This window comes from Haloarcula rubra, assembly GCF_019599465.1.
Classification (GTDB): domain Archaea; phylum Halobacteriota; class Halobacteria; order Halobacteriales; family Haloarculaceae; genus Haloarcula; species Haloarcula rubra.
This window is the reverse complement of sequence record NZ_RKLR01000001.1, coordinates 824,532-849,851: the sequence shown is the minus strand read 5'-3', so window position 1 is coordinate 849,851 and position 25,320 is coordinate 824,532. Positions and strand designations below refer to the sequence as shown.

Annotated in this window: 27 protein-coding genes; 13 read left to right on the top strand and 14 right to left on the bottom strand. The window is 68.6% G+C overall.

The window, feature by feature from the left end:
• Positions 1-68: 68 nt before the first annotated feature.
• From mutS to EGH21_RS04500, 7 genes are all read right to left on the bottom strand, one after another.
• Positions 69-2,795 (bottom strand): DNA mismatch repair protein MutS, encoded by a 2,727-nt coding sequence (mutS, locus tag EGH21_RS04530; protein ID WP_220617261.1) that lies wholly within the window; start codon positions 2,793-2,795, stop codon positions 69-71.
• A 51-nt stretch (positions 2,796-2,846) separates the two neighbouring features.
• Entirely contained in the window at positions 2,847-3,995 is a 1,149-nt protein-coding gene (locus tag EGH21_RS04525; protein WP_220617260.1) for a DUF5305 domain-containing protein, read from the bottom strand.
• A gap of 81 nt (positions 3,996-4,076) precedes the next feature.
• Entirely contained in the window at positions 4,077-5,225 is a 1,149-nt protein-coding gene (locus tag EGH21_RS04520; RefSeq protein ID WP_236035374.1) for a S26 family signal peptidase, read from the bottom strand.
• Positions 5,226-5,281: 56 nt separating this feature from the next.
• Positions 5,282-6,199, bottom strand: coding sequence for a hypothetical protein (locus EGH21_RS04515; RefSeq protein WP_220617258.1), 918 nt, complete (start codon positions 6,197-6,199; stop codon positions 5,282-5,284).
• Between the two features lie 3 nt (positions 6,200-6,202).
• Positions 6,203-7,006, bottom strand: coding sequence for a hypothetical protein (locus tag EGH21_RS04510; RefSeq protein ID WP_220617257.1), 804 nt, complete (start codon positions 7,004-7,006; stop codon positions 6,203-6,205).
• Positions 7,007-7,085: 79 nt separating this feature from the next.
• Entirely contained in the window at positions 7,086-7,658 is a 573-nt protein-coding gene (locus tag EGH21_RS04505) for a DUF1102 domain-containing protein (protein WP_220617256.1), read from the bottom strand.
• A gap of 32 nt (positions 7,659-7,690) precedes the next feature.
• Positions 7,691-8,221, bottom strand: a complete 531-nt coding sequence (locus EGH21_RS04500; RefSeq protein ID WP_220617255.1) for a hypothetical protein — start codon at positions 8,219-8,221, stop codon at positions 7,691-7,693.
• 424 nt (positions 8,222-8,645) lie between these two features.
• Between EGH21_RS04500 and EGH21_RS04495 the strand changes: the two genes are divergently transcribed.
• The 4 genes from EGH21_RS04495 to EGH21_RS04480 are packed head-to-tail and all read left to right on the top strand — an operon-like array spanning position 8,646 to position 11,313.
• Complete coding sequence (locus tag EGH21_RS04495; protein WP_220617254.1) at positions 8,646-9,263, top strand: DUF7344 domain-containing protein; 618 nt, start codon at positions 8,646-8,648, stop codon at positions 9,261-9,263.
• Positions 9,256-10,098, top strand: coding sequence for a hypothetical protein (locus EGH21_RS04490; protein WP_220617253.1), 843 nt, complete (start codon positions 9,256-9,258; stop codon positions 10,096-10,098). The genes EGH21_RS04495 and EGH21_RS04490 overlap by 8 nt, the downstream gene beginning before the upstream one ends.
• Positions 10,099-10,153: 55 nt before the next feature.
• Positions 10,154-10,486, top strand: coding sequence for a thioredoxin family protein (locus tag EGH21_RS04485; RefSeq protein ID WP_220617252.1), 333 nt, complete (start codon positions 10,154-10,156; stop codon positions 10,484-10,486).
• A 56-nt stretch (positions 10,487-10,542) separates the two neighbouring features.
• The gene (locus EGH21_RS04480; RefSeq protein WP_220617251.1) at positions 10,543-11,313 is read left to right on the top strand and encodes a DUF7847 domain-containing protein; all 771 of its coding nucleotides are present in this window, start codon (positions 10,543-10,545) and stop codon (positions 11,311-11,313) included.
• Positions 11,314-11,421: 108 nt separating this feature from the next.
• On the opposite strand, the gene EGH21_RS04475 is transcribed toward EGH21_RS04480, so the two are convergent.
• Together EGH21_RS04475 and EGH21_RS04470 are read right to left on the bottom strand one after the other, a co-directional pair.
• Positions 11,422-11,856, bottom strand: a complete 435-nt coding sequence (locus EGH21_RS04475; protein WP_220617250.1) for a universal stress protein — start codon at positions 11,854-11,856, stop codon at positions 11,422-11,424.
• Between the two features lie 24 nt (positions 11,857-11,880).
• On the bottom strand, positions 11,881-12,975 hold the full coding sequence (locus EGH21_RS04470; protein WP_220617249.1) for a sulfite exporter TauE/SafE family protein: 1,095 nt from the start codon (positions 12,973-12,975) through the stop codon (positions 11,881-11,883).
• Positions 12,976-13,161: 186 nt separating this feature from the next.
• Here EGH21_RS04470 and EGH21_RS04465 point away from each other — a divergent pair, with 186 nt between their 5' ends.
• From EGH21_RS04465 to ddh, 3 genes are all read left to right on the top strand, one after another.
• Complete coding sequence (locus EGH21_RS04465; protein ID WP_220617248.1) at positions 13,162-13,344, top strand: hypothetical protein; 183 nt, start codon at positions 13,162-13,164, stop codon at positions 13,342-13,344.
• A gap of 109 nt (positions 13,345-13,453) precedes the next feature.
• Positions 13,454-14,398: a DUF3179 domain-containing (seleno)protein gene (locus EGH21_RS04460; protein ID WP_220617247.1), complete on the top strand. Its 945-nt coding sequence runs from the start codon at positions 13,454-13,456 to the stop codon at positions 14,396-14,398.
• A 109-nt stretch (positions 14,399-14,507) separates the two neighbouring features.
• Positions 14,508-15,434 (top strand): D-2-hydroxyacid dehydrogenase, encoded by a 927-nt coding sequence (ddh, locus tag EGH21_RS04455; protein ID WP_220617246.1) that lies wholly within the window; start codon positions 14,508-14,510, stop codon positions 15,432-15,434.
• Here the strand turns inward: ddh and EGH21_RS04450 are convergent.
• The gene (locus EGH21_RS04450; protein ID WP_220617245.1) at positions 15,431-16,066 is read right to left on the bottom strand and encodes a DsbA family oxidoreductase; all 636 of its coding nucleotides are present in this window, start codon (positions 16,064-16,066) and stop codon (positions 15,431-15,433) included. The two genes, ddh and EGH21_RS04450, sit on opposite strands and share 4 nt — an antisense overlap.
• A 78-nt stretch (positions 16,067-16,144) precedes the next feature.
• Entirely contained in the window at positions 16,145-16,732 is a 588-nt protein-coding gene (locus EGH21_RS04445) for a hypothetical protein (RefSeq protein ID WP_220617244.1), read from the bottom strand.
• 33 nt (positions 16,733-16,765) lie between these two features.
• On the opposite strand from EGH21_RS04445, the gene EGH21_RS04440 reads away from it, so the two are divergent.
• From EGH21_RS04440 to EGH21_RS04420, 5 genes are all read left to right on the top strand, one after another.
• On the top strand, positions 16,766-16,942 hold the full coding sequence (locus EGH21_RS04440) for a hypothetical protein (RefSeq protein ID WP_220617243.1): 177 nt from the start codon (positions 16,766-16,768) through the stop codon (positions 16,940-16,942).
• A gap of 111 nt (positions 16,943-17,053) precedes the next feature.
• A complete protein-coding gene (locus tag EGH21_RS04435) occupies positions 17,054-17,509 on the top strand; it encodes a ferritin-like domain-containing protein (RefSeq protein WP_220617242.1) in 456 nt (151 codons plus the stop codon).
• 101 nt (positions 17,510-17,610) lie between these two features.
• Positions 17,611-17,856 carry a PRC-barrel domain containing protein gene (locus EGH21_RS04430; RefSeq protein ID WP_220617241.1) on the top strand — a complete coding sequence of 82 codons (246 nt, stop codon included), beginning with the start codon at positions 17,611-17,613 and terminating at the stop codon, positions 17,854-17,856.
• 134 nt (positions 17,857-17,990) lie between these two features.
• Positions 17,991-18,344, top strand: a complete 354-nt coding sequence (locus EGH21_RS04425) for a winged helix-turn-helix transcriptional regulator (RefSeq protein WP_220617240.1) — start codon at positions 17,991-17,993, stop codon at positions 18,342-18,344.
• A 143-nt stretch (positions 18,345-18,487) separates the two neighbouring features.
• Positions 18,488-20,365 carry an ABC transporter ATP-binding protein gene (locus EGH21_RS04420; protein ID WP_220617318.1) on the top strand — a complete coding sequence of 626 codons (1,878 nt, stop codon included), beginning with the start codon at positions 18,488-18,490 and terminating at the stop codon, positions 20,363-20,365.
• Here EGH21_RS04420 and thiD read toward each other — a convergent pair.
• Positions 20,362-21,714 carry a bifunctional hydroxymethylpyrimidine kinase/phosphomethylpyrimidine kinase gene (gene thiD / locus EGH21_RS04415; RefSeq protein WP_220617239.1) on the bottom strand — a complete coding sequence of 451 codons (1,353 nt, stop codon included), beginning with the start codon at positions 21,712-21,714 and terminating at the stop codon, positions 20,362-20,364. The genes EGH21_RS04420 and thiD overlap by 4 nt on opposite strands.
• A 171-nt stretch (positions 21,715-21,885) precedes the next feature.
• Between thiD and EGH21_RS04410 the strand changes: the two genes are divergently transcribed.
• On the top strand, positions 21,886-22,050 hold the full coding sequence (locus EGH21_RS04410; protein WP_220617238.1) for a DUF7331 family protein: 165 nt from the start codon (positions 21,886-21,888) through the stop codon (positions 22,048-22,050).
• Position 22,051: 1 nt separating this feature from the next.
• Here the strand turns inward: EGH21_RS04410 and EGH21_RS04405 are convergent, their stop codons facing one another.
• Positions 22,052-23,074 (bottom strand): AIR synthase family protein, encoded by a 1,023-nt coding sequence (locus EGH21_RS04405; protein WP_220617237.1) that lies wholly within the window; start codon positions 23,072-23,074, stop codon positions 22,052-22,054.
• Positions 23,075-23,109: 35 nt separating this feature from the next.
• Positions 23,110-25,284, bottom strand: a complete 2,175-nt coding sequence (locus tag EGH21_RS04400) for a PGF-CTERM sorting domain-containing protein (protein WP_220617236.1) — start codon at positions 25,282-25,284, stop codon at positions 23,110-23,112.
• Positions 25,285-25,320 lie beyond the last annotated feature (36 nt).

Genomic DNA, 25,320 nt, shown 5'->3' with positions numbered 1-25,320 from the left:
CCACTAGTCAGAACGAAATAAAACGTGTCTACCTAACTGGTTAGTATCTGGTAAGTTCGGTTCGGGTGTCATCCTCGCTCGACGCGGTCTTTGAGGTCTGCGAGCAGGGTCAACGCCTCGACCGGCGTCGTCGTCGCGACGTCGACCTCGCGGAGGGTCCGTTCGAGGTCGGCGGCCGTCGTCTCTCGGACCACCTCGGCCGTCTCGCTCTGTCCGTCCTCGCCTGTCGCTCCGTGGCCGTTGGCCGAGGGGGTGGCCGCCGTCGGTGCCGTGCCCGCCGGTGTCTCGTCCGGGTCGTCGTCCGCGAGGACGGTCCGCGACCGCTCGACGACTCGCTCGGGGACGCCGGCCATCTCGGCGACTTCGACGCCGTAGGAGGCCGCCGCCGCGCCGGGCGCGAGTTCGTGGTCGAACACCACGTCGCCGTCCTCTCGACTCGTCTCGAAGTGGCGGTTCGCGACGCCGGCGAGGTCGCCGGCCGCCTCTGTCAGGTCGTGGTGGTGGGTCGCAAACAGCGTGTACGCCCCCACCTCGTCGTGGAGGTACTCCGTCACGGCGCGGGCGATGGCCAGTCCGTCGGCCGTCGAGGTGCCTCGGCCCACCTCGTCCAGCAGGACCAGCGAGTCGGCCGTCGCCTCCTGCAGGATGGTCGCCAGCTCGGTCATCTCTATCATGAACGTCGACCGGCCCCCGGCGATGTCGTCGCTGGCGCCGACGCGGGTGAACACGCGGTCCAGTACCGGGAGGTCGGCCGACGACGCGGGCACGAAACTGCCCGCCTGTGCCAGCAGACAGACCAGCGCCACCTGTCGCATGTACGTGGACTTCCCGCTCATGTTGGGGCCGGTGAGGACGGCGAAGAAGGGGTCGGTTTCGTCTGTCTCGCTGTCCCCGACGGGACCGCTCCCGAGGTGGGTGTCGTTGGGGACGAACGCGTCTTCGGTTCGTTCGACGACGGGGTGGCGACCTCGCTCGATGTCGATGCCGTCGCCGCCGACGGTCGGCCGGCAGTAGTCGTGGCGGGCGGCCACCTCGGCGAACGAGACGAGGACGTCCAGTCGGGCGAGGCGGTCGGCCAGCGCCTGCACGCGTTCGGCCTCGTCGGCGACGGCGTCCCGGACCCGACAGAACAGGTCGTACTCCAGGTCGTCGGCCTCGCTCTCGGCACGCAGAATCTCCTCCTCGCGCTCCTTGAGTTCGGGGGTGTAGAACCGCTCGCTGTTCTTGAGGGTCTGTCGGCGCTGGTAGTCCTCCGGCACCGAATCGAGGTTGGCGTTGGTCACCTCGATGTAGTAGCCGTGGACCGAGTTGTGGCCGACCTTCAGCGAGTCGATGCCGGTGCGCTCGCGTTCGTCGGCCTCGAGCCTGTCTATCCACTCCTTGCCCGACCGCTCCGTCGAGCGCAGGGCGTCGAGTTCGTCGTCGTACCCCTCGCGGACGACGCCGCCCTCCGTGACCGCCTGTGGCGGGTCCGGGCGAATCGCAGCCTCTATCTCCTCCCGGGTCTCCGTCAGCGGGTCCAGCGTCGCGTGGAGGTCCGCCAGCAGGCGGGCGTCGGCGTCGTCGAGGGCGTCGCGCACGTCGGGCACCACCGACAGCGTCGACGCCAGCGAGCGCAGGTCCCGGGCGTTCGCCCGGCCACGAGAGACACGCGAGATGAGCCGTTCGAGGTCGTAGACGTCCGCCAGCAGGTCGTGGAGTCGCTCGCGGGTCGCGGGGTCGCGCTGGAGTTCGGCCACGGCCTCGTGACGGCCATCGATGCGGTCCACGTCGAGTAGCGGTCGGCGGAGCCAGTCGGTCAACTCCCGTCGGCCCAGCGCGCAGGCCGTCTCGTCCAGCGTGTCGACCAGCGTGAGGTTCTCGTGGCCCCGCACGGAACGGCGCTCGAACAGTTCGAGGCTCTCGACGGCCACCGCGTCCAGCAGCATGTACTCGCGGGGGTCGTACCGCGTGAGGTGGTTGAGGTAGTCCAGCGTCCGCTCCGGGTCCACGTCGGGGTCGACGGGTTCGCCGTCCGGTCCCACGGCACCGGAACTCCCGCGGGTGTACTCGGCGTACGACAGCAGGGCGCCACAGGCGCGTCGCTCGGCGTCGCCGGCCAGCAACCGCTCGGGCGGCCCGAAGTACCGCTCGATGCGCTCCTCGGCCCGTTCGCGCTCGAAGGCGGCGGCGTCGTACTCGGTGACGAGACAGGCCGGGCCGAACACCTCGTCCTCGTCGACGGCGACGCTCGGGCCGACGATGGCCTCGGCGGGGCCGAACCGACTCAGTTCGTCGGCGACGGCCGTCTCGCTGGCGACGCTCGTGGCGTAACAGTCGCCCGTCGAGACGTCCACGAGTGCGAGGCCGTAGCCGTCACCGGCGGCCAGCGCCGCGACGTAGTTGTTGTCGGCTCCACCGAGCAGTTCCGACTCGGTGAGCGTCCCCGGCGTCACGATGCGGGTGACCGCCCGCTGGACGACGCCGCTGACCTCGTCGGGGTCCTCCACCTGGTCGGCGATAGCGACCCGGTAGCCGGCGTCTAACAGCGTCTCGATGTACGATTCGGCGTTGTCGATGGGGATGCCGGCCATCGGGTACTCGCCGGTGGAGTCGGTCCGCTGGGTCAGCGTTATCTCACAGAGCCGTGCGACTCGCTCGGCGGCGGCACAGAAGGCCTCGTAGAAGTCCCCGACCTGAAAGAGGACGAGCGCGTCGTCGTACTGCTCGCAGAGCTCGTAGTACTGCGCCATCATCGGCGTCAGGTCGTCGTCTAGCTCGGCCATCTGCTCGGGCGGGCCAAGCGCAGCGTCCATGCTCTCACACCGGGTCGGCCCGTAGAAATACCCCGCGGTCGCGTCCCGGCGTCAGTCGCTCTCGTCGTCCGCGGTGAGGTCGACGTCGCGTGCCGTCGCGTCGGGGGGACTGTCGCCGTTGGTCGCCGCCTCGGTCTCGGTCAGGGCGTCCCGTTCCTCGGTCGTCGGGTCCGTCGGGACATCGTAGCGGTACCAGTGGTCGTCGCCGAGCACGAGGCAGGCGTTCCGGCGTTCGTCTTCGACGACCCGGTCGTCGGTGTCGATGGCCACGTCCACGAGTCCGGCGAGCGAGTCGACGTCCACGACGGCCGGCGCGCCCACCTCGGGCGGCACTCGTCCGGTCGTTATCCACTCGTCGAACTCCTCGCGGGCGGACCGATAGGCCAGCCACCGCCGTTCGGCGTCGGTGACGGTCAGCCAGCCGGTCCGTCGAGCGTGGCCGAGGCCGGCGAGGGCGCCGAGCGCGACGGCCAGCAGTGCCGGCCCGCCGACACGTCGGAGCGACCCGTACTCGGCGGGCACGGTGACGCGCTCGGTCTGGCCGCCCGAGGCCGTCACTGCTCCGGGGTCCTCGACACGGTAGACGTTCCCCTCGGACGTCATCGGGAGGCGGTAGGTTCTGGTGGCGTCGACCGAGCGGCCGTTTCGGGTCCCGGAGAGCGTGGTTCGGGCGACGACGGCGACCTCGACGGTCCCCGGCGTCCCGCCGATTCGCTCGTCGATGCGGGCCGCCTCTGCGGCGGCCTCGCTCACGTTGACTGAGAACGGGACCGTCGTTCGCTCGCCCGCCGCCAGCGACTGTTTGCTCGCCCGGTTCAGCGTCCGGTCGACGCGCCAGTACACCGTCGGGTCGCCGTCGTCCGCGGTGTCGACGGAGCGAAAGACCAGCGAGACGGTCGTCTCCGCGTCTACGTCCCCGCCGTCGCTGGCCGCGTAGGTGTACGCGAACGACCCGTTCAGGCGCGGCGTCACTCGCTGGAAGTACACCGTCCGGTTCCGGAGCACGGTCCCCGCCTCGAACGCCCGACTCCCGTTCACGACCGTCGCCCGGTGCGTGAACGCGCCGCTGGACTCCCACGAGGCGGTCTGTCGCATCTCCGTCGCTGTCCCGGGCGCGACGTGTGTGGTGTACGTGAGGTACCCCCCGACGGCCCCGACCAGCAGGACGCAGACGACCACGAGCGCGACGTTGTCGGCCACTATCCTCCGAAACCGACGGGTCCGACGACGCATGCTGTCAGACATAATAGTTAGTGTATGGTAACTTGTTGGGTTCTAACACTACGTGAGGCGTGAGCGGAGGCGGTCGAGGCGGGACGGCCCGTCACGGGACCGCGACCGGACCCGTCCGGTGTCGACGAGCGCCACGCCGAGCAGGTAGAACGACCCGCCCAGCAGGCCGTCGATGGCGACGATTGGGGCCCACGGATGGACCCCGTAGAGCGCCCGTATGGTCGACTGTGGCAACAGGAGCAGGTACCGGTGCTCGACGACGAAGTAGCGGTAGTAGCCGGTGTCCGGCGGGGCGGTGAGCGTGAGCGTCGCGTTGACCGTCGACTGAGGTGGTATCACCGCCGCACTGGGTTCGAACGCGACGCCGTCGCTGGCCGGGTCGACGTACGTCACCATCGGCACGAACCCGCCGTTGCCCAGCACGTACCGCGTCGACTCCGTCGTCCCCTGTTCGACGATACGGATACCGGGCGAGTCGCTCTCGGCGCTGACCACGCCGAACTCCTGTGGCCCGGCCGGGACGACCATCGTCGCCGTCGCCGACAGGACGACCGCCGCCGCGAAGACGGCGACGACGAGACGGACGCTCGTCCCCGTCTCGCGGCCGGTGTCTCGCTCGGGACGCCGCCGGCCGCCGCCGACCAACAGGTCCGCGACGTACGCCGCGACGGAGAGGCCCACGAGCAGGTAGGCCAGCCCCTGCGTACCGAGGAGCGAGCGCGTGCCCAGCGCCGCGGCCAGTCGTCGCTGTCCCTCGGTCAGGACGCCCTGCGTCAGGGTGACGAACGCTCCGACGCCCGGAACCGCCAGCACCTCGCCGCCGGGTCGCCACGCGACGGCGACTATCTGTGCCTCCGTCACCGGGGGTTCGTCGCCGTCCTGGTCGGTGAACGGGTTGTTGTCGCCGCGCGTGACGTACCCCCGCTCCGTCTCGCCGACGACGCGGTGGGTGGTGAGCCCGCCGCCCTGAATCTCCTCGGCGCGGAAGGTGACGACGTCGCCCTCTTCGACGGGGCCGGCCACCTCGGCCGGGACGGCGACGAACCCGTCGCCCGGTTCCAGCGTCGGTTGCATACTCCCCGTCGTGACGTACCCGAGCAACACTGGCTGGCCGAGTACCTGTCCGGCGACCATCGCGACGAGGAACAGTGCGACTGCTCCCTCCACCGCTACCGCCACCCCTCTCCGCAATGCCATCACCGAGTGTCTTCCTCGCTGTCATATAAGTCTGGTGACGGGTCGACGACGTGCGCTCACGCGTCCGCCGCGGGGAACAGTAGCCGTCGGACTTCGAGCGTCACGTACGGGCCGGTGAACCCCAGCGCGTAGCCGACGAGATGCGTGTAGAGGTTCACGACGGCGCCGTTGACGACGGGGTCGACCGGGAACGTGGCGACCGGGACTGCGAGGAACACCACCGTCGCCACGAGGGCCAGTTCGAAGTGCCCCGACTGGTGTGTCGCGGCGTGGAGCGTCGGCACCACTGCGCGCCAGTCGTCGACCGTCGACAGGGCGTACAGCGCCACGACGAGGACGAGCGCGGCGACGAGTCCGACCAGCGTCGCGACGAGGACCTGCGTGACCGGGACGACGACGCCACGGACTGGGACCCGGACGGGGTTCGTGGCGACGGCGGCCAGCGTCAGTACCGAGACGACCGTCACGCCGACGAAGAACAGCAGCGGCGCCGTCTTCCGGTCCGGGCCGACGCCGAACTGCCGGTCGAGGTAGGCCGCCAGCGCCAGCGGGAGGTAGCCGTACAGGGCCAGCAACACGCCGGAGAAGCCGAGACTGACGCCGCGGCGCGCGACCGCCAGGTTCAGGTACGGCAGCAGGACCGGACAGGCGAGGAGCAACGAGACGAACGCGACGCGGAACCGCTCCCGGTCCCCGCTCAGGACGCTCGGGAGATACGCGGCGGGCACGACGAGCGCGTAGCCCACCAGATTCGTCAGCAGGTGGGCCGTGTCGAGGTGGACGAACGACGACGCGAGGGCCGTCCCGAGGGTCGGCGCCGTGTACTCGAACGCGAGCGACTCGCGGGTCGCGTGGGGCAGCGACGCCACCGCCAGCAGTATCGCGGGGACCGAACACAGCAACAGCAGGTCGACGGCCGTCGCCCGAGACCACAGGACGCGCCGCACCGACGCCGTCCGGTCGCTCCCGTGCATCGGTCACCTGTACCGCCGCACCGCGACGAGCGCCACGACCAGCCCCATCAGGAGGGCGACGACTGCCAGCAACGGCCCGAGACCGAGGCCGGCGAGTTCCGTCGTGCCGCTCCCGGTCGACGACCGAATCTGGTTGCGCTCCGTCGCCATCGGCGTCGGTCGCTCCGGTTGCTCGGTCGGCGATGTCGGCGTCGTCGGTGTCTCGGTCGTGGTCTCCGTCTCGGTCGTCGTCTCGGTGTCCGTGGCTGTCGCCGTCTCCGTCGGCGTGGGCGTCACCACTCTCGGTCCGTCGCCGTCGTCGTCGGCCCGGGCGTCGGCCAGCGTCGCGTGGACGGTGAACTGCTCTGCGTCCTCGACGTCGTGGTCGCCGCGGGTGTCGACGCGCAGGCCGACCGCGACGGTCTCGCCCGGCCCCAGAGAGACGCTGTGGTCGGCGCTCTCGATGGTGTCGGTCGAGTCCTCGCCGCGGTAGAACCGCACGTCGTCGGCGTCGTCGGTGATCCACACGTCGGCGTACCGGTCGCCGGTGTAGGTCATCGTGAATACGCGCGGGAGCGTCGTGCGACTGTCCGCGTCGACCCCGTCGCCGTCGACGTAGGGGTTCGACGCCGTCAGGAGGAGCTCTATCTCGTCGTCCCCGTTCAGGACTGCGTAGTCGCCGTTCTCGGTGTCTGCCGGTTGGAGGACGAGGTCGTCGCCGATTGTGTCGGTCCCGAGTGGGTCGAGCGGGACAGCGCCGGTCGGGACGAGCAGGGCTGTCGACGCGAGGGCGAGGGCGACGAGGAGGGAAGGTGTGGTTCGGGTCAAGACAAATAACTGAGCCGGGTAGTGGTACTCTCGGGATTCGGAGCCGGGCGACGGGCGCGCTCCCGTCGGTGGTCGGTGCTTACGTGTTTGGTGCGTAACTCGACGCGTCCACGGTCGAGGACGCGCCCGTGTCGCTGGCCTGCGCGTGGACTGTCGTGCTATCCTCGAACGCGTCTGCCGTCGAGGCATCGCCGGTGTCTATCTTCAGTCCTATCTTGACCTCTTCGCCGACGGCGACTGCGACCTGTCCGTCGGTTCCGTCCAGCGCGATACTGGACTGGCCGAACGCGTAGAACTCTACGTCCACAGGACCGCCGTAGCTCGGCTCGTCGAACCAGACGTTGACCTCCTGCGTACCCTGATTGGCGACGCGGAACATGTCGTCGAACTCGTACACCGAGGACCGGTTGACGCCGTCACCGCTGGCGGCCTCGGGGAACTGGCCGTTGACGTCTATCTGGAGCTGGTTCCCGTTGGCGTCGCTGGTTGTCGCGGCCAGGTTCGCGTTCTCGTCGTCGGCCGGTTCCAGTGCGAGGTACGCGCTCGCCTCGTCGGTGACGGTGACGCTCAGCTCCCTGTCGGCGGACGCGCTCGTGAACGCGCCCGTTCCGACAGCCGCAGCACTACTGGCCGCGAGCCCTCCGAGCCCCATGACGAACCGCCTCCGTTTCATGTCCGGTCACCTCAGGCGTCCGCCTTGATGGTCAGCGTCGTATCTATGTCGGTCGCGCTGTCTGGCGTGTCGATTTGGAAGTCGACGTCGACGCTGTCACCGACGTCCAGGTCGAACGTGTCGCCGTCGCCGTCGTCGTCTGTGGAGGACGACGCGTTGAGACTCGCACTCACCTCACTCGGGAAAGAGCTAGTGTCCAGACTGACGGTCACCTCCTGCGTGCCCTGATTGGTTATCGTGAGCACGTTGTCCATGTCGTACGAGGAGTCGTGACCGACACCGGAGCCAGTCCCAGCGTTGCTGCCCTCGTCGTTCTGTGAGATGTCTCCGAAGTCGACGATGACCTCGTCGCCGCTGTCGTCGACGTAGTCGCCGTTCGGCCCGCTTGCGGCCGAGAGTCCGAGATACGCGCTCCCGTCGCCGACGACGTTGACGTCGACCGCCCGGTCGGCGGACGCGGTCGTGAACGCACCAGTACCCATTGCAGCCGCCGAGCCGGCGGCGAGCGATCCCATTCCGATCAGGAACTTGCGTCGTTGCATCGTTGGTCTACCTCGTTGGGCGCCCGCACCCCCCACCGACCGCCGGTGGGTCGGACGCTACCTGAGGCCAGACCCCCTATCCGCATTGTAGTAAGGACTTTGAAAGTACCACTCAGTCTGATTGACCGTCGGCAAAGGGCCTTTGTCGGTCGCCGTCGGGAATCAAGCACTCTATACTGGGCCGCGTCTCGACGAGTGACCGACCGCATACAGTGTTTGAAGCGCGTATATCGGCGTTTTCCTCGGTTCTGAGAGGCGCTTCCGTCTGCCGAGTGGGAGGACCGGATATGGATACGGAAACGGACACGAAGTGATGAACAGTCAATACTTTTATGTCGTGTTCACTTCTCAACAGAAGTGCGAACTGTCAGCTATCGTGTGGGTTCTGTCCACACTGTCGTCTCCCCTGGGGTGGGATGTCCGAATGAGCAAGGCCACGTCACCGTCGACAAGAGACCAGTCGCAACGAGCCGAGACAGAGACACAGCGAGACGACCACACGGTCGAACTCTCGCGGGACGAGACGTTCGAGATGTTGAGCAACCGGCGGCGGCGGTACACGCTCCACCACCTGCAGGACACCGAGAGCGCGGTCCCGCTCTCGGACCTCGCCGAGCAGGTCGCGGCGTGGGAGAACGACACGACGGTCCGGGACATCTCGGCCAGCGAGCGCAAGACGGTGTACACGTCGCTCCAGCAGTTTCACCTGCCGAAGATGGACGAGACCGGCGTCGTCGAGTTCCACCAGCGCGACGGCACCGTCGAACTGACCGACGCGGCCGCCGACCTCGACATCTATCTGGAACTCGTCGACCGCTACGACATCCCGTGGAGCTTCTACTACATGGGTCTGAGCGCCATCGGCTGTATCCTCGTCACGCTCTCGTGGCTGGGCGTCCAGCCGTTCGCCGTCGTCCCCTTCGTCGGGTGGACGGTGTTCCTGCTGGGGACCTTCGGCGTCTCGTCGGCCTCGCACTACTACCTCTCGCGACGGATGCGGTTGGGGTCGGGTGAGTCGCCCCCAGAGGTGGACGATGCCTAGCCGCGTCGCCGTGTTGCTCGCCGTGGCCGCCGTGGCCGCCCTCGCCGTCGGCAGCGGTGGGTTCAGCGCCGTCTCCGCCGACCGACAGGTGCGCGTCGACGTCGTCGGCGACGCGGACGCGTACATGTCGCTGACGTATCCCGACGCTGGGGTGTCGCTCGACGGGGCCACGGTCGAGGACACGTTTCTGACCGTCCGGAACCAGTTCACGCAACCGGTCGATTTCACCGTCACGTACACCGTCAGCACCGGCGACGGACTGGACGGGACGCCGACGAGCGACAGCGTCACTCGGCGGTCGGTCGGCGTCGGCGAGGAGTTCGACGTCCCGATTGCGGTGCGGTGCGGGGCGTCCGGGACGCAGTACGCGACCGTCTCGTTCGACGTGACGGCCGACGGCGCCGACGTGTTCGCCGAGACGACGGACGCACGGAGCGTCGAGTACGTCGTCGACTGTCCGTCGGTGACGGTCCGGTTCGAGGGCAACGGCGACGCACAGGTCGACGGCCTCTCGGGACTCGCGGGCACGAAGGCGACGGTCTGGACCCTCGAATCGGGTGAACTCACGGCCCACGAGGTGGACGTCGCCGCCGGCGGCGAGAACGTCAGGCCCGCCGTCGGCGGTAACGAGACCATCGTCGCGGTCACGCTCGACGCGACGGACCGGACCTACGTCCACCCGGACCTGCGACGGACGGACGACGGGTTCGTCGTCCAGCCAGCGGGAGAGGGGGACCAACTGGGCTCGAACGACCCGGCCGACCCGGTGTGTCCGGGCGCCGTCGACCCGGCCGACCTCGCGCCGACGGACGACGGACTGACCTGTCCACGGTAGCCCCGGGTCGCGACGGCGCTGTAACGCTTACCCGGGTCGAGCGTCTACCGACATCATGAGCACGTCAGACCACGACCGGCCCGTGACTGTCCGGACACGCGAGGAGATGGACGAGCACCTGCGCGACGGCGACCGCGTGCTGGTGATGGTCCGTACCGAGGGCTGTACCATCTGCCAGTCGATGGAGCCGGTTCTCGACAACGTCGCCCGTGCCACCGACGCCACCGTCCTCGTGTTCAACCCCCGCGAGGACCTGGACGCCGTCGAGGCGTTCGCCGTCCGGAGCGTGCCGACCTTCCTGCTGTTCGTCGACGGCGAACTGGTCGACCGGCGGGCCGACGGGTTCGTCCCCACCGCGGACCTCGTCGCGTTCGTCGAAGCGGCCTGAGGGAACGTGACACGTCGGGAGTACGTTTTTGTATTCGTTCCGTGAACCGCGAAACGATGGCCCTCCAGATCGGTTCGACCCTGCGCGAAGCGGGGTCACAGCTAGTCGGTCGTACCGGTGCGATACTGCTCGTGACGTACCTCGTCTTGCTGATGGGGTTCCAGGCGGCGTTCAACACGCTGTTCGCCGTCCTGTACGCCCGGTGGGGATTCGAAGACGTGGCCGCGACGCTCCCGTTGACCCTCGACGTTCCGCTCTCGGTCGCTGGTGTCGGGGTTCTCCTCGGGATGGTGCTCGCGCTGTATCACTCGGTCGTCGCTACGCGGACGTTCGTCGCGGGCGCTCGTGACTCGTTCCCAGCGGGCGCACTCACCCGAAACGTTCCGCTGGCACTCCTCAACCTGGCCGTCGGTGGCCTCGTCTACGGCGCTGTCGTGTTCCTCGGGACGCTCCTGTTCGTCCTCCCCGGTATCGTCGCGTACGTCGCTCTCCTGTTCCTACTACCGTACGTCGCCGTCGAGGACCGCAACTTCGTCGACGCACTGCGGTCGAGCTATCGCCTCAGCAGGGGCCACTGGGTGCGACTGTTCGCACTGGTCTTCCTGCTCGTCGCCACGTCGAGCCTGCTCGGTGGCGTCGCTGGCCTCGTGGGGTCCCTCTTGCTCCCGCGGGGCGTCGCCCAACTCGTCATCGTCCTGGTTCAGACGCCCGTCTCCCTGTTCGTCGCCGCAGCGATCGCCGTCGCGTTCCGGCAACTCAGGGACGAGGCGGCCGGCGAGTCCCCGGTGTCGCCACGGAACGCCGAGACGCCGTCGACACCGGACTGAGGCGGTTCGCTCACGTCTCGACGTCCTCGCTGGAACGCTCGTCGGCAGTCACGCACCTCGGTCGCCGTTCGCTTCCCGAGACTCCCTCCCGGTGGTCACACCCCTCGTTCACTCCGTCAACCGGACCGTAACCACGGGCACCGGCGAGCGTCGGACCACCTTCTCGGCGACGCTGCCGATGAGATAGTGGTCCAGCCCGGTCCGACCGTGGGTGCCCATCACGACGAGGTCCATCGCCTCGTCCTCCACGAAGTCGAGAATCTCCGAGCGAGGAACGCCCTCGACGACGGCCGTCTCGACGGCCACGTCGTCGGGGAGCGCCGAGACGGTGTCCTCGACGGCTTGCTCGGCCCGTTCGCGTTCGGCCTCCGTCCACGCCTCGGCGGAGAGGCCGGCGGTGGGGCTCTCGAACCGGTTGCGCGTGTCGACCACGGAGAGGACGTGGACCGTCGCGCCGAAGCGGTGAGCGAAGTTCCCGGCGTGTTCGGCGGCCGCGGCGATACCGTCGCTCCCGTCGGTCGGCAGGAGGATATCGTCGTACATACTCGAAGGGAGAACGCGCCGCGGTTAGAAGGCACCGGCTGCCATCAGGAACAGCGCGACGGCGATGACCGCGAACAGCGCGCCGACGCCCTTCTTGATGAGGGTCGTGTCGAGCGCGGCCGAGACGTAGGGCGCAATCTGGCCGCCGGTGGCCGTCGCCGGCACCGTCCAGACGACCATGTTCCACGGCGTCGACGCGAGGTTGATGCTGTGAGCGCCGGGGACGAGGCCACCACCGAAGACGTGGACTACCGACGCGAGGATGGCCGTCGTCGCGACGACGATGTGGTTCGTCCCGATGGCGACCCGAACCGGCACGTCGGTACGGAGCATCGAGATGATGCCCAGTTCGCCGATACCGAACCCGGCGAGGCCCTGGAAGACGCCGCCGATGCTGTAGTTGGCGAAGCGCTCGAGGTAGCCGCCGTGGGAGTACGTGTAGTCGTTCCCGTCCTTGTCGACGCGCGTGACGGTGCCGTTCTCGTCTTTCTCGACGCCGGCGGGACCGAGTTTGTCGGCGTCGTTCGGCAGACCGGCGCCGGTGCCGCCGTCCGCGGAGACGCCGGCCTCCTCGTCGCCGGCGGCGCCGGGTTCCTCGTGGCCGAGGTCGGCCTTGAACAGCAGGAACGACGCGGCGATGAGGGCGATGCCCAGCAGCGCGTGGAACACCGGCGCGGGGATGACGAACGAGAGGAGCGCACCCGCGACGACGAACGGGATGCCGCCGAGGACGAGGCTGAGCGCCAGTCGGCGGTCGACGAGGCCGTACTGGATGAACGCGAGCGCCGAACTGGAGAGGCCGAACGACTCGCTGATGAGGCCAATCTTCACTAGTGTCTCCGGTGTCAGCGTCTCTCCGGCGACGACCGGGAAGACGAAGATGAGGAACGGCACGAACAGCGCCGACCCGCTTATGCCGACCGTGTTGACGATGGTGGCGCCGGTGATGAACGCGAGGAACAGCCACCAGTATTCGAGCCAGTAGCCCGTCCCGGTGCCACTGGTGGGTGCGAAGAAGTACACACCGAGCACGAACGCCAGTGGCGCGAGGAACACGAAGACGTGCTGGTACTTGAGGAAGGTCTTCTGGATGCTACCGGACGATGACGACGTGGTCATTGAATCGTGAAGCCAGTGTAGTAAATCGGGACTTAAGTGCGTTGTCGTATCGTCCGACGTCTCGGGCGATGATTCGTGACAGTTCGGTGGTCTGCGGGGCCACTAACGCTTCATCTCGCCTGCGTCCGCGTGCGCAGTGATGAGTCCCTAATGTTTATTATACCGGGCGTGATAAATCGTGACGTAATGAGTTTTCCAGAGGGGCCCATGGAGGCAGAGCAGTCCTACGACGACAGTCACGACGCAGTCGACCGCGCCCCGACGGACGGACTCATCGCGACGGTAACACGGGCCATCCGGACCCACGTAGAGACGTGGTCGGACCGCTACGTCGAGATGCGCGTCGAAGCCCGTACCGGTCGTCGCTAGCGGCGTCGGTCGACCGTTCTTTCTGACGCTACACCCGTAGCAGCGGGTGTGTGCGACGACTCACCGGCGGCACAACGGCTTTCCACACGACCCGCGTAGCGACGCCACCGTGACAGTCACCGACGTCCTCCCGAAGGACGCCATCCCGAGCATCGACGACCCGACGTTCGGCGCACACTACTTCGGCGCGCCCGACGACGAGGTGGTCGTCGTCGACGGCGACCCACTCCGGGCCTACCCCGTTCGCATCCTCAGTTACCACGAAATCGTCAACGGCGAGGCCGGCGGCGACTCCGTCGCGGTGACGTGGTGCCCCATCTGTTGGAGCGCCGCCGTCTACGACCGCACCGTCGACGGCCGCACGCTGACCTTCGGCGTCTCGGGGAAACTCGCCGACGACGCCCTCGTGATGTACGACCGCGAGACCGACAGTGAGTGGCGACAGCCCTCGGGCGAGGCTATCGCCGGCCAGTTCGAGGGGACCCGCCTCGACGCCCGGCCGGCCCCGATTCTGACCGTCGCACGGTTCCGAGCCGAGTACCCCGACGGCGAGTTCCTCCAACCGGTTCGCGGCGGCCCGGACGCCTCCGACGCGCAACTGCGCGAGAGACACGCGATGGACGGCTACGAGGCCTACGTCGACCGCGAGGCGTTCGGCCGCTACGGGATGCGTGGCGAAGGCGACCCGCGTGAGTGGAACCGCGACGACCTCGACCCGAAGACGCTCGTCCTCGGTGTCGTCGACGGCGACGACGCGACGGGCTACCCGCTCCCGCGGGTTCGGGCGGCCGGTGGCGTCGTCACCGACACGGTCGGCGGCCGAGATGTCGTCGTCTTCGAAGCCGACGGGTCGCTGTACGCCTACGAGAACGACGGCTACGCGTTCGAACGAACTCACGAGGGGGAAACGACGTTCAGCGCGGACGAGACGATTTGGAACGCGCTCACGGGCGAGAGCGAGGACGCGCGCTCGCTGCCCCGGCTTCCAGCCCGGACGCTGTTCGCGTTCGCGTGGCAGGACGACCACGGTCCGGACGCGTTCTACGAACGGTGACCGCCGTTCTGGGGTCGGTAGACGGCTGTGTCGCAGTCGGAGGCGACGCTCCGGCGACGGCGCTCGCTGGGCGCGAAACCACTAACAGGGCACTCCCCGAGAAGTCGGTATGGACATCGAACGCATCGCGGTCCACGAGTCGGCCGGGCGGGCGTTCCCGCTGTCGGCGCTCGTCGAGTCGCTGTCGTCGCTGTCGGTCCCCGTCGAACGAGTCACGGACGGCGAACGGTACGGTCCCGGCGACTGCGTCGTGACGTTCTCGCCTCGCGAGGCGTTCCACGACGCGGCGTGGGTCCACGGCGTCCGCGCGGGGTACGACGAGTTCGACACCGACGCGTACGAAGCCAGCGGCACCGCCCTCACCAACAGTACCGGCATCCACGGCGACACGGTGCCGGAGACGGTGGTCGGCTACCTCACGATGTTCGCCCGCCGACTCCACGTCTACCGGGACCAGCAACGCGAGCGCGTCTGGGACCACGAGGCCTACGAGGTGCCCTTCACGCTGACCGGCGAGCGCGTCTGCGTCGTCGGCCTCGGCACCATCGGACAGGGGGTCGCGCGGCGGGCCGACGCGCTGGGGATGGACGTGGTCGGCGTCCGGCGGTCGGGCGACCCCGTCGACGGCGTCGAGCGGGTGTACACGCCCGACGAACTGGACACCGCCGTCGCCGACGCTCGCTTCGTCGTCCTCGCGGTGCCGCTGACCGACGCCACCGAAGGGCTCATCGACGCCGGCGTCCTCGACACTATGCCCGAGGACGCCTACCTCGTCAACGTCGCTCGCGGGGACGTCGTCGTCGAGGACGCCCTGCTGTCGGCGCTCGACGACGGCCGCATCGCGGGAGCCGCTATCGACGCCTACTGGGAGGAACCGCTCCCCACGGACCACCCGCTGTGGGGCTACGAGAACGTCGTCATGTCGCCCCACTGTGCGGCGTTCACGAACCACTACCACGAGGACATCGCCGAACTCGTGCGCGAGAACGTCGAGCGGGCGACGCGCGGCGAGTCGCTCCGGAACCGCGTCGCCTAGGTCCCTTCGACCAGCCGTTCGAGCTGTTCCGGCGGCACCGCCCCGCGAGCGGCGTAGCCGTCGTAGGCGAACGTCGGGACGCCGGTGACGCCCTGTTGCTGTGCGGCGGTGAACTGCTCGCGGACCGTCGCCCGGAGGGCGTCGTCGGCGAGCGCCGAGCGCACCTCGTCGGCGTCGACGCCGGCCTCCGTGGCCAGTTCGACCAGCACGTCTTCGTCGCCGATGTCGCGCCCCTCCTGCCAGAGCGCCTCGAAGACGGCCACGTCGAAGTCGAGCCACGTCTCGTAGTCGTAGTGCTCCTTGACGTAGTAGGAGACGACCTGTGCCGGCAGGGAGTCGATATCGGTCGCGATGTCGAGGTCCATCTCCACGTCGTACTTCTCCTGGAGACGGCGGACGCCCTGCTTGGCCTGTTCGTAGTACTCGTCGTCCTTCCCGTCGTCGACGGAGTGGTCGATGGTGCCGTCGGGGTTGCGCTTCTGGCTCCGCAGGTCGAACGGGTGCCAGTCTATCTCCAGTTCCGACGCCCGCGTCGACTGGTACTGTTTCAGCGACTCGCGCCCGAGGTAACAGAACGGGCAGACGTAGTCCGAGTACACCGTGATACGCTCGTCTCCCTGTGAATCGCTCATACCGACGAGGTACCCCCTCCCTCGTTAAGAACGGGGCCCGGTCGTGTCCGGCTGGCGCACGACCGACCGCTCGGCAACTCAGTCCGCGAGACGTGCGGCGACGGCGTCTCCGTGCCCCTGTCCAACGACGGCGACGACGTCCCCTCGCGACCGGAGCGTCGCCAGTCGGTCGGCCATGTGGCGTTCACGGGCCGTCGTGCGGACGGCGGCCGGCGGCGGCGGGTCGAACGCCGAGCGCATGGCTTCGGCCGTCTCCATCCGCTCTCGCTCGTCGGTCGCCTGTCGTTCGGCGTCGTCGCCCCAGCCGGCGTCGTACACCGTCGGAACGTCGACGGTCACCTGCACCGCCGTCAGCGTCGCGAGGGTGGCTGCCAGTCGTCGGGTGAGCGCCGTCTTCGTGAGCGAGAGGACCGACTGCGCCGTCCTCCTGACCGTCTCCAGCGAGGCCCGTTCCCGGTGGAGGGCGGCGACGACGCGCCGGAGGAACGACGGACTCGGGCCGTCGATGCCGACGATCGCCGCGCCGTCGGCCGCCTGTATCGCCGCGCTCATCTCCCCACCGAAGGTGGGCGGAGTCATCGCGTCGCTCGCGTGGTGTTCGTACAGGGGCACCGCCAACGGCGGGAGTTCGAGTGCGAGCACCGCTGGCGACTCGCGCTCGACCACGGACTGCACTCGATACGCACTGGCGGGGTGGTCGTGGAGGGTGCCGACGACGACGACGTCGCCGTCGGTACCGCCGCCGGGGATTCGTTCGAGGCACTCGTCGCGGAGACGGGGGTCGGCCGTCGCGCCGTCGTGGGACTGCTCGGCGGTAATAGTGGAGTATCAGGCACAACAGCGGCATTAACCTTCCGCCACTGTCAGGTAGTTTGACACCATCTCGAGAACGGGCTCGATGGCCAAGCGTACCGGACGCCAGTAAGCACGCTGTACGCCGATTGCAACGACCCTGCTTTGTTTACGTGTCCCACTCGAAGCCGGGGCATGGCAGACGACCGCGTCATCGAACTGCTGCGAAAGGCGTACGGCGACGAGATAGAGACGGTGATGAACTACCAGACGAACGCCATCGTCCTGGACGGCGTCCGCGCCGAGGAGATAAAGGAGAGCCTCAAGCAGGACATCCAGGAGGAACTGGGGCACGCCGAACAGCTGGGCCAGCGACTCAAGCAACTCGACGCCCAGCCACCGGGGTCCGGCGAGTTCGTCGCGCGACAGGACTCGCTCCAGCCACCCGAGGACTCGACGGACGTGCTGTCGGTCATCGAGGGCGTCCTCGACGCCGAGAACGACGCTATCGAGACCTACCACGACCTCATCGACGCCGCCGAAGCGGCCGACGACCCCGTGACGGAGGACCTCGCGGTCACGCTGCTGGCCGACGAAGAGGCCCACCGGACGGAGTTCCGCGGGTTCCGCAAAGAGTACCGCAACGACTGAGCTAACGCCGGCCTAGGAATCGGTAAGTGCGGACCGGTCTCCACCCGCACTCCAGTTCTCGCAGTATAACAATGACGCCAGTCCCGGCATCACTGGATGCAATGGCACGAAACAACCTGACCGAACGGGACGAGGGCAAGCGAGTCGTGAACGCCGACGGCGAGATGGTCGGCATGATATCGGGGTTCCGCGGCGGCGAGGCCTACGTCGACCCCGACCCGGGTATCACGGACAAGATCATGTCTCGGCTCGGGTGGGAGGATATCGACGAGAGCGACTACAAACTCGACTCCTCGAAGGTCGAACACATCACAGACGACGAGGTTCGGCTCGAGTCGGACCTGTAACGCCCGCCGTCGACACGACCGCTCCACCCTTCTTTGCCGGTCGTCTCCCGAGGCGGTCCGGAGATGGCCGCTATGCCGCAGCCCTCCCCACAGAGCACCGCTACCGTCATAGCTTCGGGAAGCGTAGTAACGACATGAGTACGACGACGTCCTGCGACACCCATCCGGCCGCACCGCTGTTCTCCCTCCTCGGGAAGGCTCACACGATGTACCTCCTCGACCGGCTCGTCCGGCGTGAGCCGCGGCCGTGGCGCTTCACCGAACTCCAGCGCACCCTCGACATGTCGCCGAACACGCTCTCGGTCAGGCTCGACGAACTCGTCGACGCCGGACTGGTGACCCGGACGCAGTACGGCGAGATTCCCCCACGCGTCGAGTACGAGGCGACCGAGAAAGCGGCCGCGCTCGGCCCGGTGTTCGGGGAACTCCGGGACTGGGCACGCGTCTACGAACGCCCGTCGCCGTCACACTCCGGGGGACAGGAGTGACTCCCGTGACCCGGACTGGCCGACGTATCACTCCCGAAATCGTAGTGAGGGCCGAATGAGACAGGGCACGCTGACTGGCGGAGGCCGACGTGGCGGGTGAGGACGCCGAGGGGACGCTGACGCCCGTCGACGACGGCGGGTCGATGTGGCGGCTCTACGCGGCGTACGGCCGCGAGAACGCGGGCAACGCGGTGCTCGGGACCGTGATGGCACTCCTCTCCCGCGCGACCGGGCTGGTCCCGGCGCTGTTGCTGGGACTGGCAATCGACGCCGTCCTCCTCGGGACGCGCCCGTTCACGCTCCCGCTGGTGCCCGAGACGTGGATTCCCACGACGGCCGCCGGACAGTTGTGGCTGGCCGTCGCTATCCTCGTCGGTGCGACGGTACTGGGGGCGGTGGGGTCGTGGCTCCAGAACTACGGCTGGAACCGCTTCGCCCAGAACATCCAGCACCGCCTGCGTACCGACGCCTACGAGCGACTGCAGGCACAGGACCGGACCTTCTTCGACCAGTCCCGAACGGGCGAACTGCTGTCCGTACTGAACAACGACGTCAACCAACTGGAGTCGTTCCTGACCGACGGCGTCAGTTCGTTCCTCCGACTCGTGGCGCTGGTCGTCGGCGTCGGCCTCGTCATGCTCTCGCTGAATCCGTGGCTGGCGCTCGTCTCGCTGACGGCGGTGCCGGTGCTCGCGGTGTTCACCGCGCTGTTCGTCCGCCGCATCCAGCCCAAATACGCGAGTATGCGGGCCAGCGTCGGCGACCTGAACGCCAGACTGGAGAACAACGTCGGCGGCATCGAGGTCATCAAGACCGAACACGCCGAGGCCTACGAGGCCGGCCGCGTCCGGGAGGCCTCCCAGTCCTACTACGACACCAACTGGGACGCCATCCGGACCCGCATCACCTTCTTCCCGGGACTGTCGGTCCTCTCCGGCCTGAGTTTCGCCCTCACCTTCGCCGTCGGCGCGTTCTGGGTCCTGAACGGTCCGCCGACGCCCTTCACCCGGACCGTCTCGCCCGGCGCGTTCGTCACGTTCATGCTGTACACCCAGCAGTTCATCTGGCCGCTGGCACAGTTCGGCCAGATAGTGAACAACTACCAGCGGGCCCGCGCGTCCAGCGACCGCGTGTACGCCCTGCTGGAGGCCGAACCGTCGGTCGCCGACCCCACCGACCCCGTCGAGTGGCCCGTGGTCGACGGCCACATCGAGTACGACGGGGTCACGTTCGCCTACGCGACCGACGAGGACGACGACGCCTCGCCGGTCCTCCGGGACGTCTCGTTCAGCGTCTCGCCGGGCGACACCGTCGGTATCGTCGGGCCGACGGGGAGCGGGAAGTCGACGCTCGTGAAACTCCTCGTCAGGCTGTACGACCCCGAGTCGGGGGCGGTCCGCATCGACGGCCACGACGTGCGCGACCTGTCCATCGAGCAGTTGCGCCGGGCCGTCGGCTACGTCGCGCAGGAACCGTTCCTCTTCTACGGGACGGTACGCGAGAACATCGCCTACGGCACCTTCGACGCCAGCGACGCGGCCGTCGAACGGGCGGCCCGCCGCGCCGCCGCCCACGAGTTCGTCCAGAACCTCCCCGACGGCTACGACACGACGGTCGGCGAGCGCGGGGTGAAACTCTCGGGTGGCCAGCGCCAGCGCATCGCCCTCGCCCGGACCTTCCTCAAGGACCCCGCTATCCTCGTCCTCGACGAGGCGACCAGCCACGTCGACACCGAGACGGAGGCCATCATCCAGCGGAGTCTGCGCGATCTGGCGGCCGACCGCACCACTATCGCCATCGCCCACCGCCTCTCGACGGTGAAAGACGCCGACACTATCCTCGTCCTCGAAGGCGGCCGCGTCGTCGAGCAAGGGAGCCACGACGAGTTGCTCGCGGAGAACGGCCTCTACGCCAACCTCTGGCGGGTCCAGGCCGGCGACATCGAGGACCTCCCCGAGAGTTTCTTCGAGGCGGCTATCGCCCGTCGCGCGGCCATCGAGGGCGGCGGCGAGACTGACTAGCTCTCGACGGCCTCCAGCAGCGTCTCGACCCGTCCGACCAGCGTCTCGCTATCACTCCCTAGCAGGGTGACGCTCCCGGCGACGCCCACCTCGCCGCGGTCCACGACTGCGACGGGCGAGTCCTCGCTCGCCTCGAACGCCTCGCCGACGCCCCACGTCGTCGTGCCCTCTGTGGTCACGTCCGCCGGTCGCTCGCTCGGGTCGTAGCCCGAGACGGTGCCGGCGAGGTCCGAGAGGGCGTCCTCGACGGCGTCGGTCAGGCGGCAGTTCACGGCGAACCGCAGGGCCGGGTCGTGTTCGCGGGCGGCGAGCAGGAACCGTGCGACGGTCCCGTCAGCCCCGAAGCGCACGCCCCGGTTCGGTCGGACGCCGTCCATCGTTCTGGTGATGCGACCCTCGACGGCGGCCACCTCGTCCGGCGTCTCGGCGTAGGGCGTCGCGCCGGCGACGGTCATCCCCACCTCCGGCACGAGCGGCGAGACGTCGCGGTCGACGAGCGCCGCTACTGCCCGTTCGACGGCCTCGCTGGTGTCGTGGCGGGCGGCCTCGTTTCGCACCTCGACGGTGTGGTGGACGGCGCCGGGGCCCTCGCCAACGTCGAGGTTGTAGCGGACTGCTCGGGCGAGCAGGTCGATGCCGGCCGCGACGGCCTCGTCGAGAGCGTCGCCGTGGGCCAGTCTGGTGGCGATGGCCGAGGAGAGCGTACACCCCGACCCGTGAGTGGCCGCGGTGTCCACCCGGTCGTGGCGGAACGTCGTCACCGAGTCGTCGGTCACCAGCACGTCGACCACCTCGTCGCCGGGGACGTGCCCGCCCTTCACGAGGGCGGCGTCGGCACCCATCTCGATGACATCCCGACCGGCCGCCTCGGCGTCGCCGGGGTCGTCGATGGTCCGGTCGGTCAGCACCTCGGCCTCGTCGGCGTTGGGCGTGACGAGCGTGGCTTCGGCGATCAACTCCTCGTAGGCCGCCTCGGCCTCGGGTTCGAGCAGTCGGTCCCCCGACGTGGCGACCATCACCGGGTCGACGACGAGGTTCGGCAGGGGCGTCTCGTCGACCACGAGGTCGATAACGTCGCTCACGGCGAGCATCCCCGTCTTGACTGCGGCCACGTCGAAGTCCTCCCGGACGGCGCGTATCTGGGCCTCGATGTCGTCTGTCGGCAGGAGGTGGCTCCCCTGCACGCCGGTCGTGTTCTGTGCCGTGACGCTCGTGATGGCACTGGTGCCGAAGGCGCCGCCGGCCTCGATGGTCTTCAGGTCCGCCTGTATGCCGGCGCCGCCGCCCGAGTCGCTCCCCGCGATGGTGAGGACGACTGGCGGCGTCACCGGTGCGTCCGCGCGTGTCATGTCCGGAGGCTGGACCGGCGGCCTCAAAGCGATGCTGGTCTGGTAAATCCGAGTGTGACAGCCCGCCGACGAAACCGACCGACTGCGCTCCGTCCTAGTATGCTAATAATACTTCATACTACACCAGAGAAACGCTTATGTGTGAGAACTGCCCACACCCGGTGTACGACAATGGAACCGGCTCCGAACGACTCCGGCGAAAACGACGAGCAGTACGGCAGTTTCACCACGGGCGGCGGCGACGTCGTCGTCTACGACACGGACAACCCAGAAGCGTGGCTTCAGTCCAGCTATGCCGTCGAAGTAGGCGCCTCGTCGGAGCGAACAAGCGCGTAGACTACTCCTGCAGTTTCCCCATGTACTCCTCGAAGGTCCCCCAGAAGGGGTCGACCCCGGGGTGGTCCGTGGGCTCACCGTCGACCACTAACCCGCTCCCGTCAGTGACGACGCCGGCGTCGGCCGCCGGGATGCCCTCGGCCTCGAGTGCGTCCAGCACGTCTTCGACGCCGTCGGGGTCGACGGCCGCCAGCAGGGTCCCCTCGCTGATGGAGATCCACGGGTCGATGTCGAAGAAGTCGCAGGCTTCGCGGACGCCCGGCTGTATCGGGACCTTCTCCGTCTCCAGTTCGACGCCGACGTCGGCGGCACGAGCCATCTCGTAGAGGCCGCCGTAGATGCCACACTCCGTGGCGTCGTGCATCGCGTTCACCGGGCCGGCCGCCGCAGCGGTGAGCGCGTCTTTCACCGGACTCATGTCGTAGAACCGGTCGGTGGCGGCCGCGACGTCGGCGGCGTCCATCTCGGCCTCCATCAGCGACTCGAACTGGATGGAGAGCAGGCCGGTCGCCTCGATGGCCGGCCCCTTCGTGACGACGACGCGGTCCCCGACCTGCGCGCCGTCGGGACGGACCAACTGGTCGAACTCGCCGACCGAAATCGAGGTGGCGCCGCCGACCATCGGGTAGTTACACCCGGCGTAGCGGCCGGTGTGACCGGTGACGACCGAGACGCCCAACTCGCGGGCCTCCGCGTCGAACGTCTCCCAGACCGTCCGGAACTCCTCGTTCGTCATCTCCGGCGGGAGGTTGAAGTCGATGGAGAGGTGCGTCGGCGGCAGGCCCGATACCGCGACGTCGCTCATCAGGATGTGGAAGGCGAACCACGCCGCGCGCTCGAACCCGAGCGACGGCATCACGAACACCGGGTCGGTGGCCATCGCCACCGCTTTCTCGCCGACGTCGACCACGCCGAAGTCGACGCCGTGTTGCGGGCCGAGCGTCACGTCGTCGCGGTCGGCACCGAGGTTCGGGTAGATGTACTCGCCGAAGAACTCGCGGTCGACCTTACCTAGTTCTGGCATAGCGACGGCTACTACGCGGTGGTACTAATTGGTGGCTATCGACTGGCTCGGGACCGCTCGGAGTACCGACGAGCGACGGCCGCGAGCGCCACGACGAGCGCCACCAGCGACCCGATGGCGGTGAACCCGGGACCGGACTCGCCGGTCGTACTGGTCGTCGCCGTCTCCGTCACGACCGTCGTGTTCGACTCGTTCACGGGCGTGACCGTCACCGCGACCGGCGGGGCGCCGTTCGCGGAGAGGAACACGTCGCCGGACTGCGGGAGGGTGACGCCGCTGGCCACGCGGGTCGTGTTCTCGGGCGGGAGCGACACCTCGCGGGTCGCCACCGTCTCGTCGTCCCGGGTGAACACGACCGTCCCGTCGGCGGGCACCCGCGCGTCGTTGACCACCGTCGCGGTGACGACGACGGACCCGCCCTGGGTCGCCGTGCTGGAACTGACCTCGACGCCGGTGACGCGTGTCTCGGCCGGCCGCTCGACGACCACCGTGACGTTGTCGCCGTCGACGCTCAGGACGTACCGCCCGGCCGCGGTGAACGTGTGCGAGAGCGGCACGACCGTCTCGTTGCCGGGACCGATGCGTCCCTGCTCGCCGGTCACGCTCGTCCCGTTGACGTCGAGGGTCGCGTTGTAGGTGCCCTCGGTGCCGCCGGTGTTGCGCACGACTGTGCCGACGGTCAGCGTCTCGCCGGTCGCGAGCCGTATCGGGGTGGTGTTCGTGAGCGTCGCGGTCCGGTAGGGGCCGGCGACGCGGTAGCCGCCGTCCGCGGTCGCGTTGGGGAGGGCGTAGCCGATTCTGGCGGGCAACTGCGCGAACACGCGGGCGTGGACCGTCTGGTTCCACATCGTCACGGGCGCCGTGGTCTCGGTGTAGTCGGCCGTCTCCGCCCGCGCGGCGTCGCCACCGGCCCGTTCGACCGCGCTCAGGAACGTCTCCTGTGTCACCGGCTGGTTCAGTCCGTTCAGCCGCCTGAACGTCGCCTGCAGCGTCGACTCCCTGTCGGTCTGGCGACGGACTTCCTCGTCGACGCGGCCGGCTACCAGCGGCCCCTTGACGTAGTTGGCGTTGCGGTCCCACGTCGAGGGGTCGGCCAGCACCACGTCGGCGTAGAAGTCCCGCTGGCCGTCGTCCATGGCGTCGCGGAACGTCGCGAAGCCGATGTGGTCCTGTTCGAGCGTCAGGAGCGCCGCGTAGTACACCGCCGTCCCCTCGGTCAGCCAGCGGGTCTCGCGCGTGGTCGTGAACGCCTGCCTGCTGTGGACGTACTCGTGGAGCCAGACGTTGTCCGGAGTGTCCAGTGGCTCGCTGTCTCGCACCCAGATATCGGACCCGCCGGTCTCTAACCCCCGGACGCCCCAGTCGACGCCGTCGGTCGGGGCGGCGACGACGAACACGTCCTCGTCACGGTCGCCGACCTGCAGGGCGTCCGAGGCGTTCACGAGCGAGTCGAGTATCGCGGGCGGCGACGCCGTCAGTTGCGCGCGCTCCGGGACCACGAGGCGGAACGTCTGCCCGTTGTCGGTCCGCTCGAAGGTCGCGACCGGGCCGAGATACACAAGTTGGTCGCCGGCCGCGCCCGCCTCGGCCGTCGTCACGTTCTGCCGGAAGACGACGGGGTCGGTGCCGGTGTACCGCCACCGCGTCGGGGTCCGGGATCGACTGATGAGCGCCCACTCGCCGGCGTCGACGGCGACGTACCGGCCCTCGGCCCCCTCCGGCCCGCTCTGCTCGATGGTCCGGTTGGGTTCGATACGGTAGTCGATGGTCGCCGTCGCGGTCGTGCCGTCCCACTCGAAGGTGGTCTCGTTGACCCGGTCGAAGCCGTCGGTGCTGACGCCCGTCGCGTTGGCCGGAATCGCCGTCTCCAGCGAGACGACGCGGTCCGGAATCTCGTACGTCAGTTCGACCCCCACCTCGCCGGGGGTGTCCGGTGTCAGCGCGTACGTCTGGGTCTGCCGGATGGCGTCCTCGTCGGCGACCTGTTGCACGCTGGCCGTCGGGTCGGTCGACGCGGTGGGGGCCGACAGGTCGGGACTGGGCCCGTCGTCGGCCGGCCCGGGCCCCGCCGTCGTGTCTAGCCCGTCGAGTGGCCCGGTGTAGCGCACCTCGCCGGGCGCCTCACCCGTCCCTGCCGCTGGAGCGACCGAGGTGAGAACGAGTAGGAGTGCGACGGCGAGGGCCCCCCAGCCACGGTGCGCCACGCGCATTGTGACCCGTTACCGTCTCACGGTTGATATAGCTGA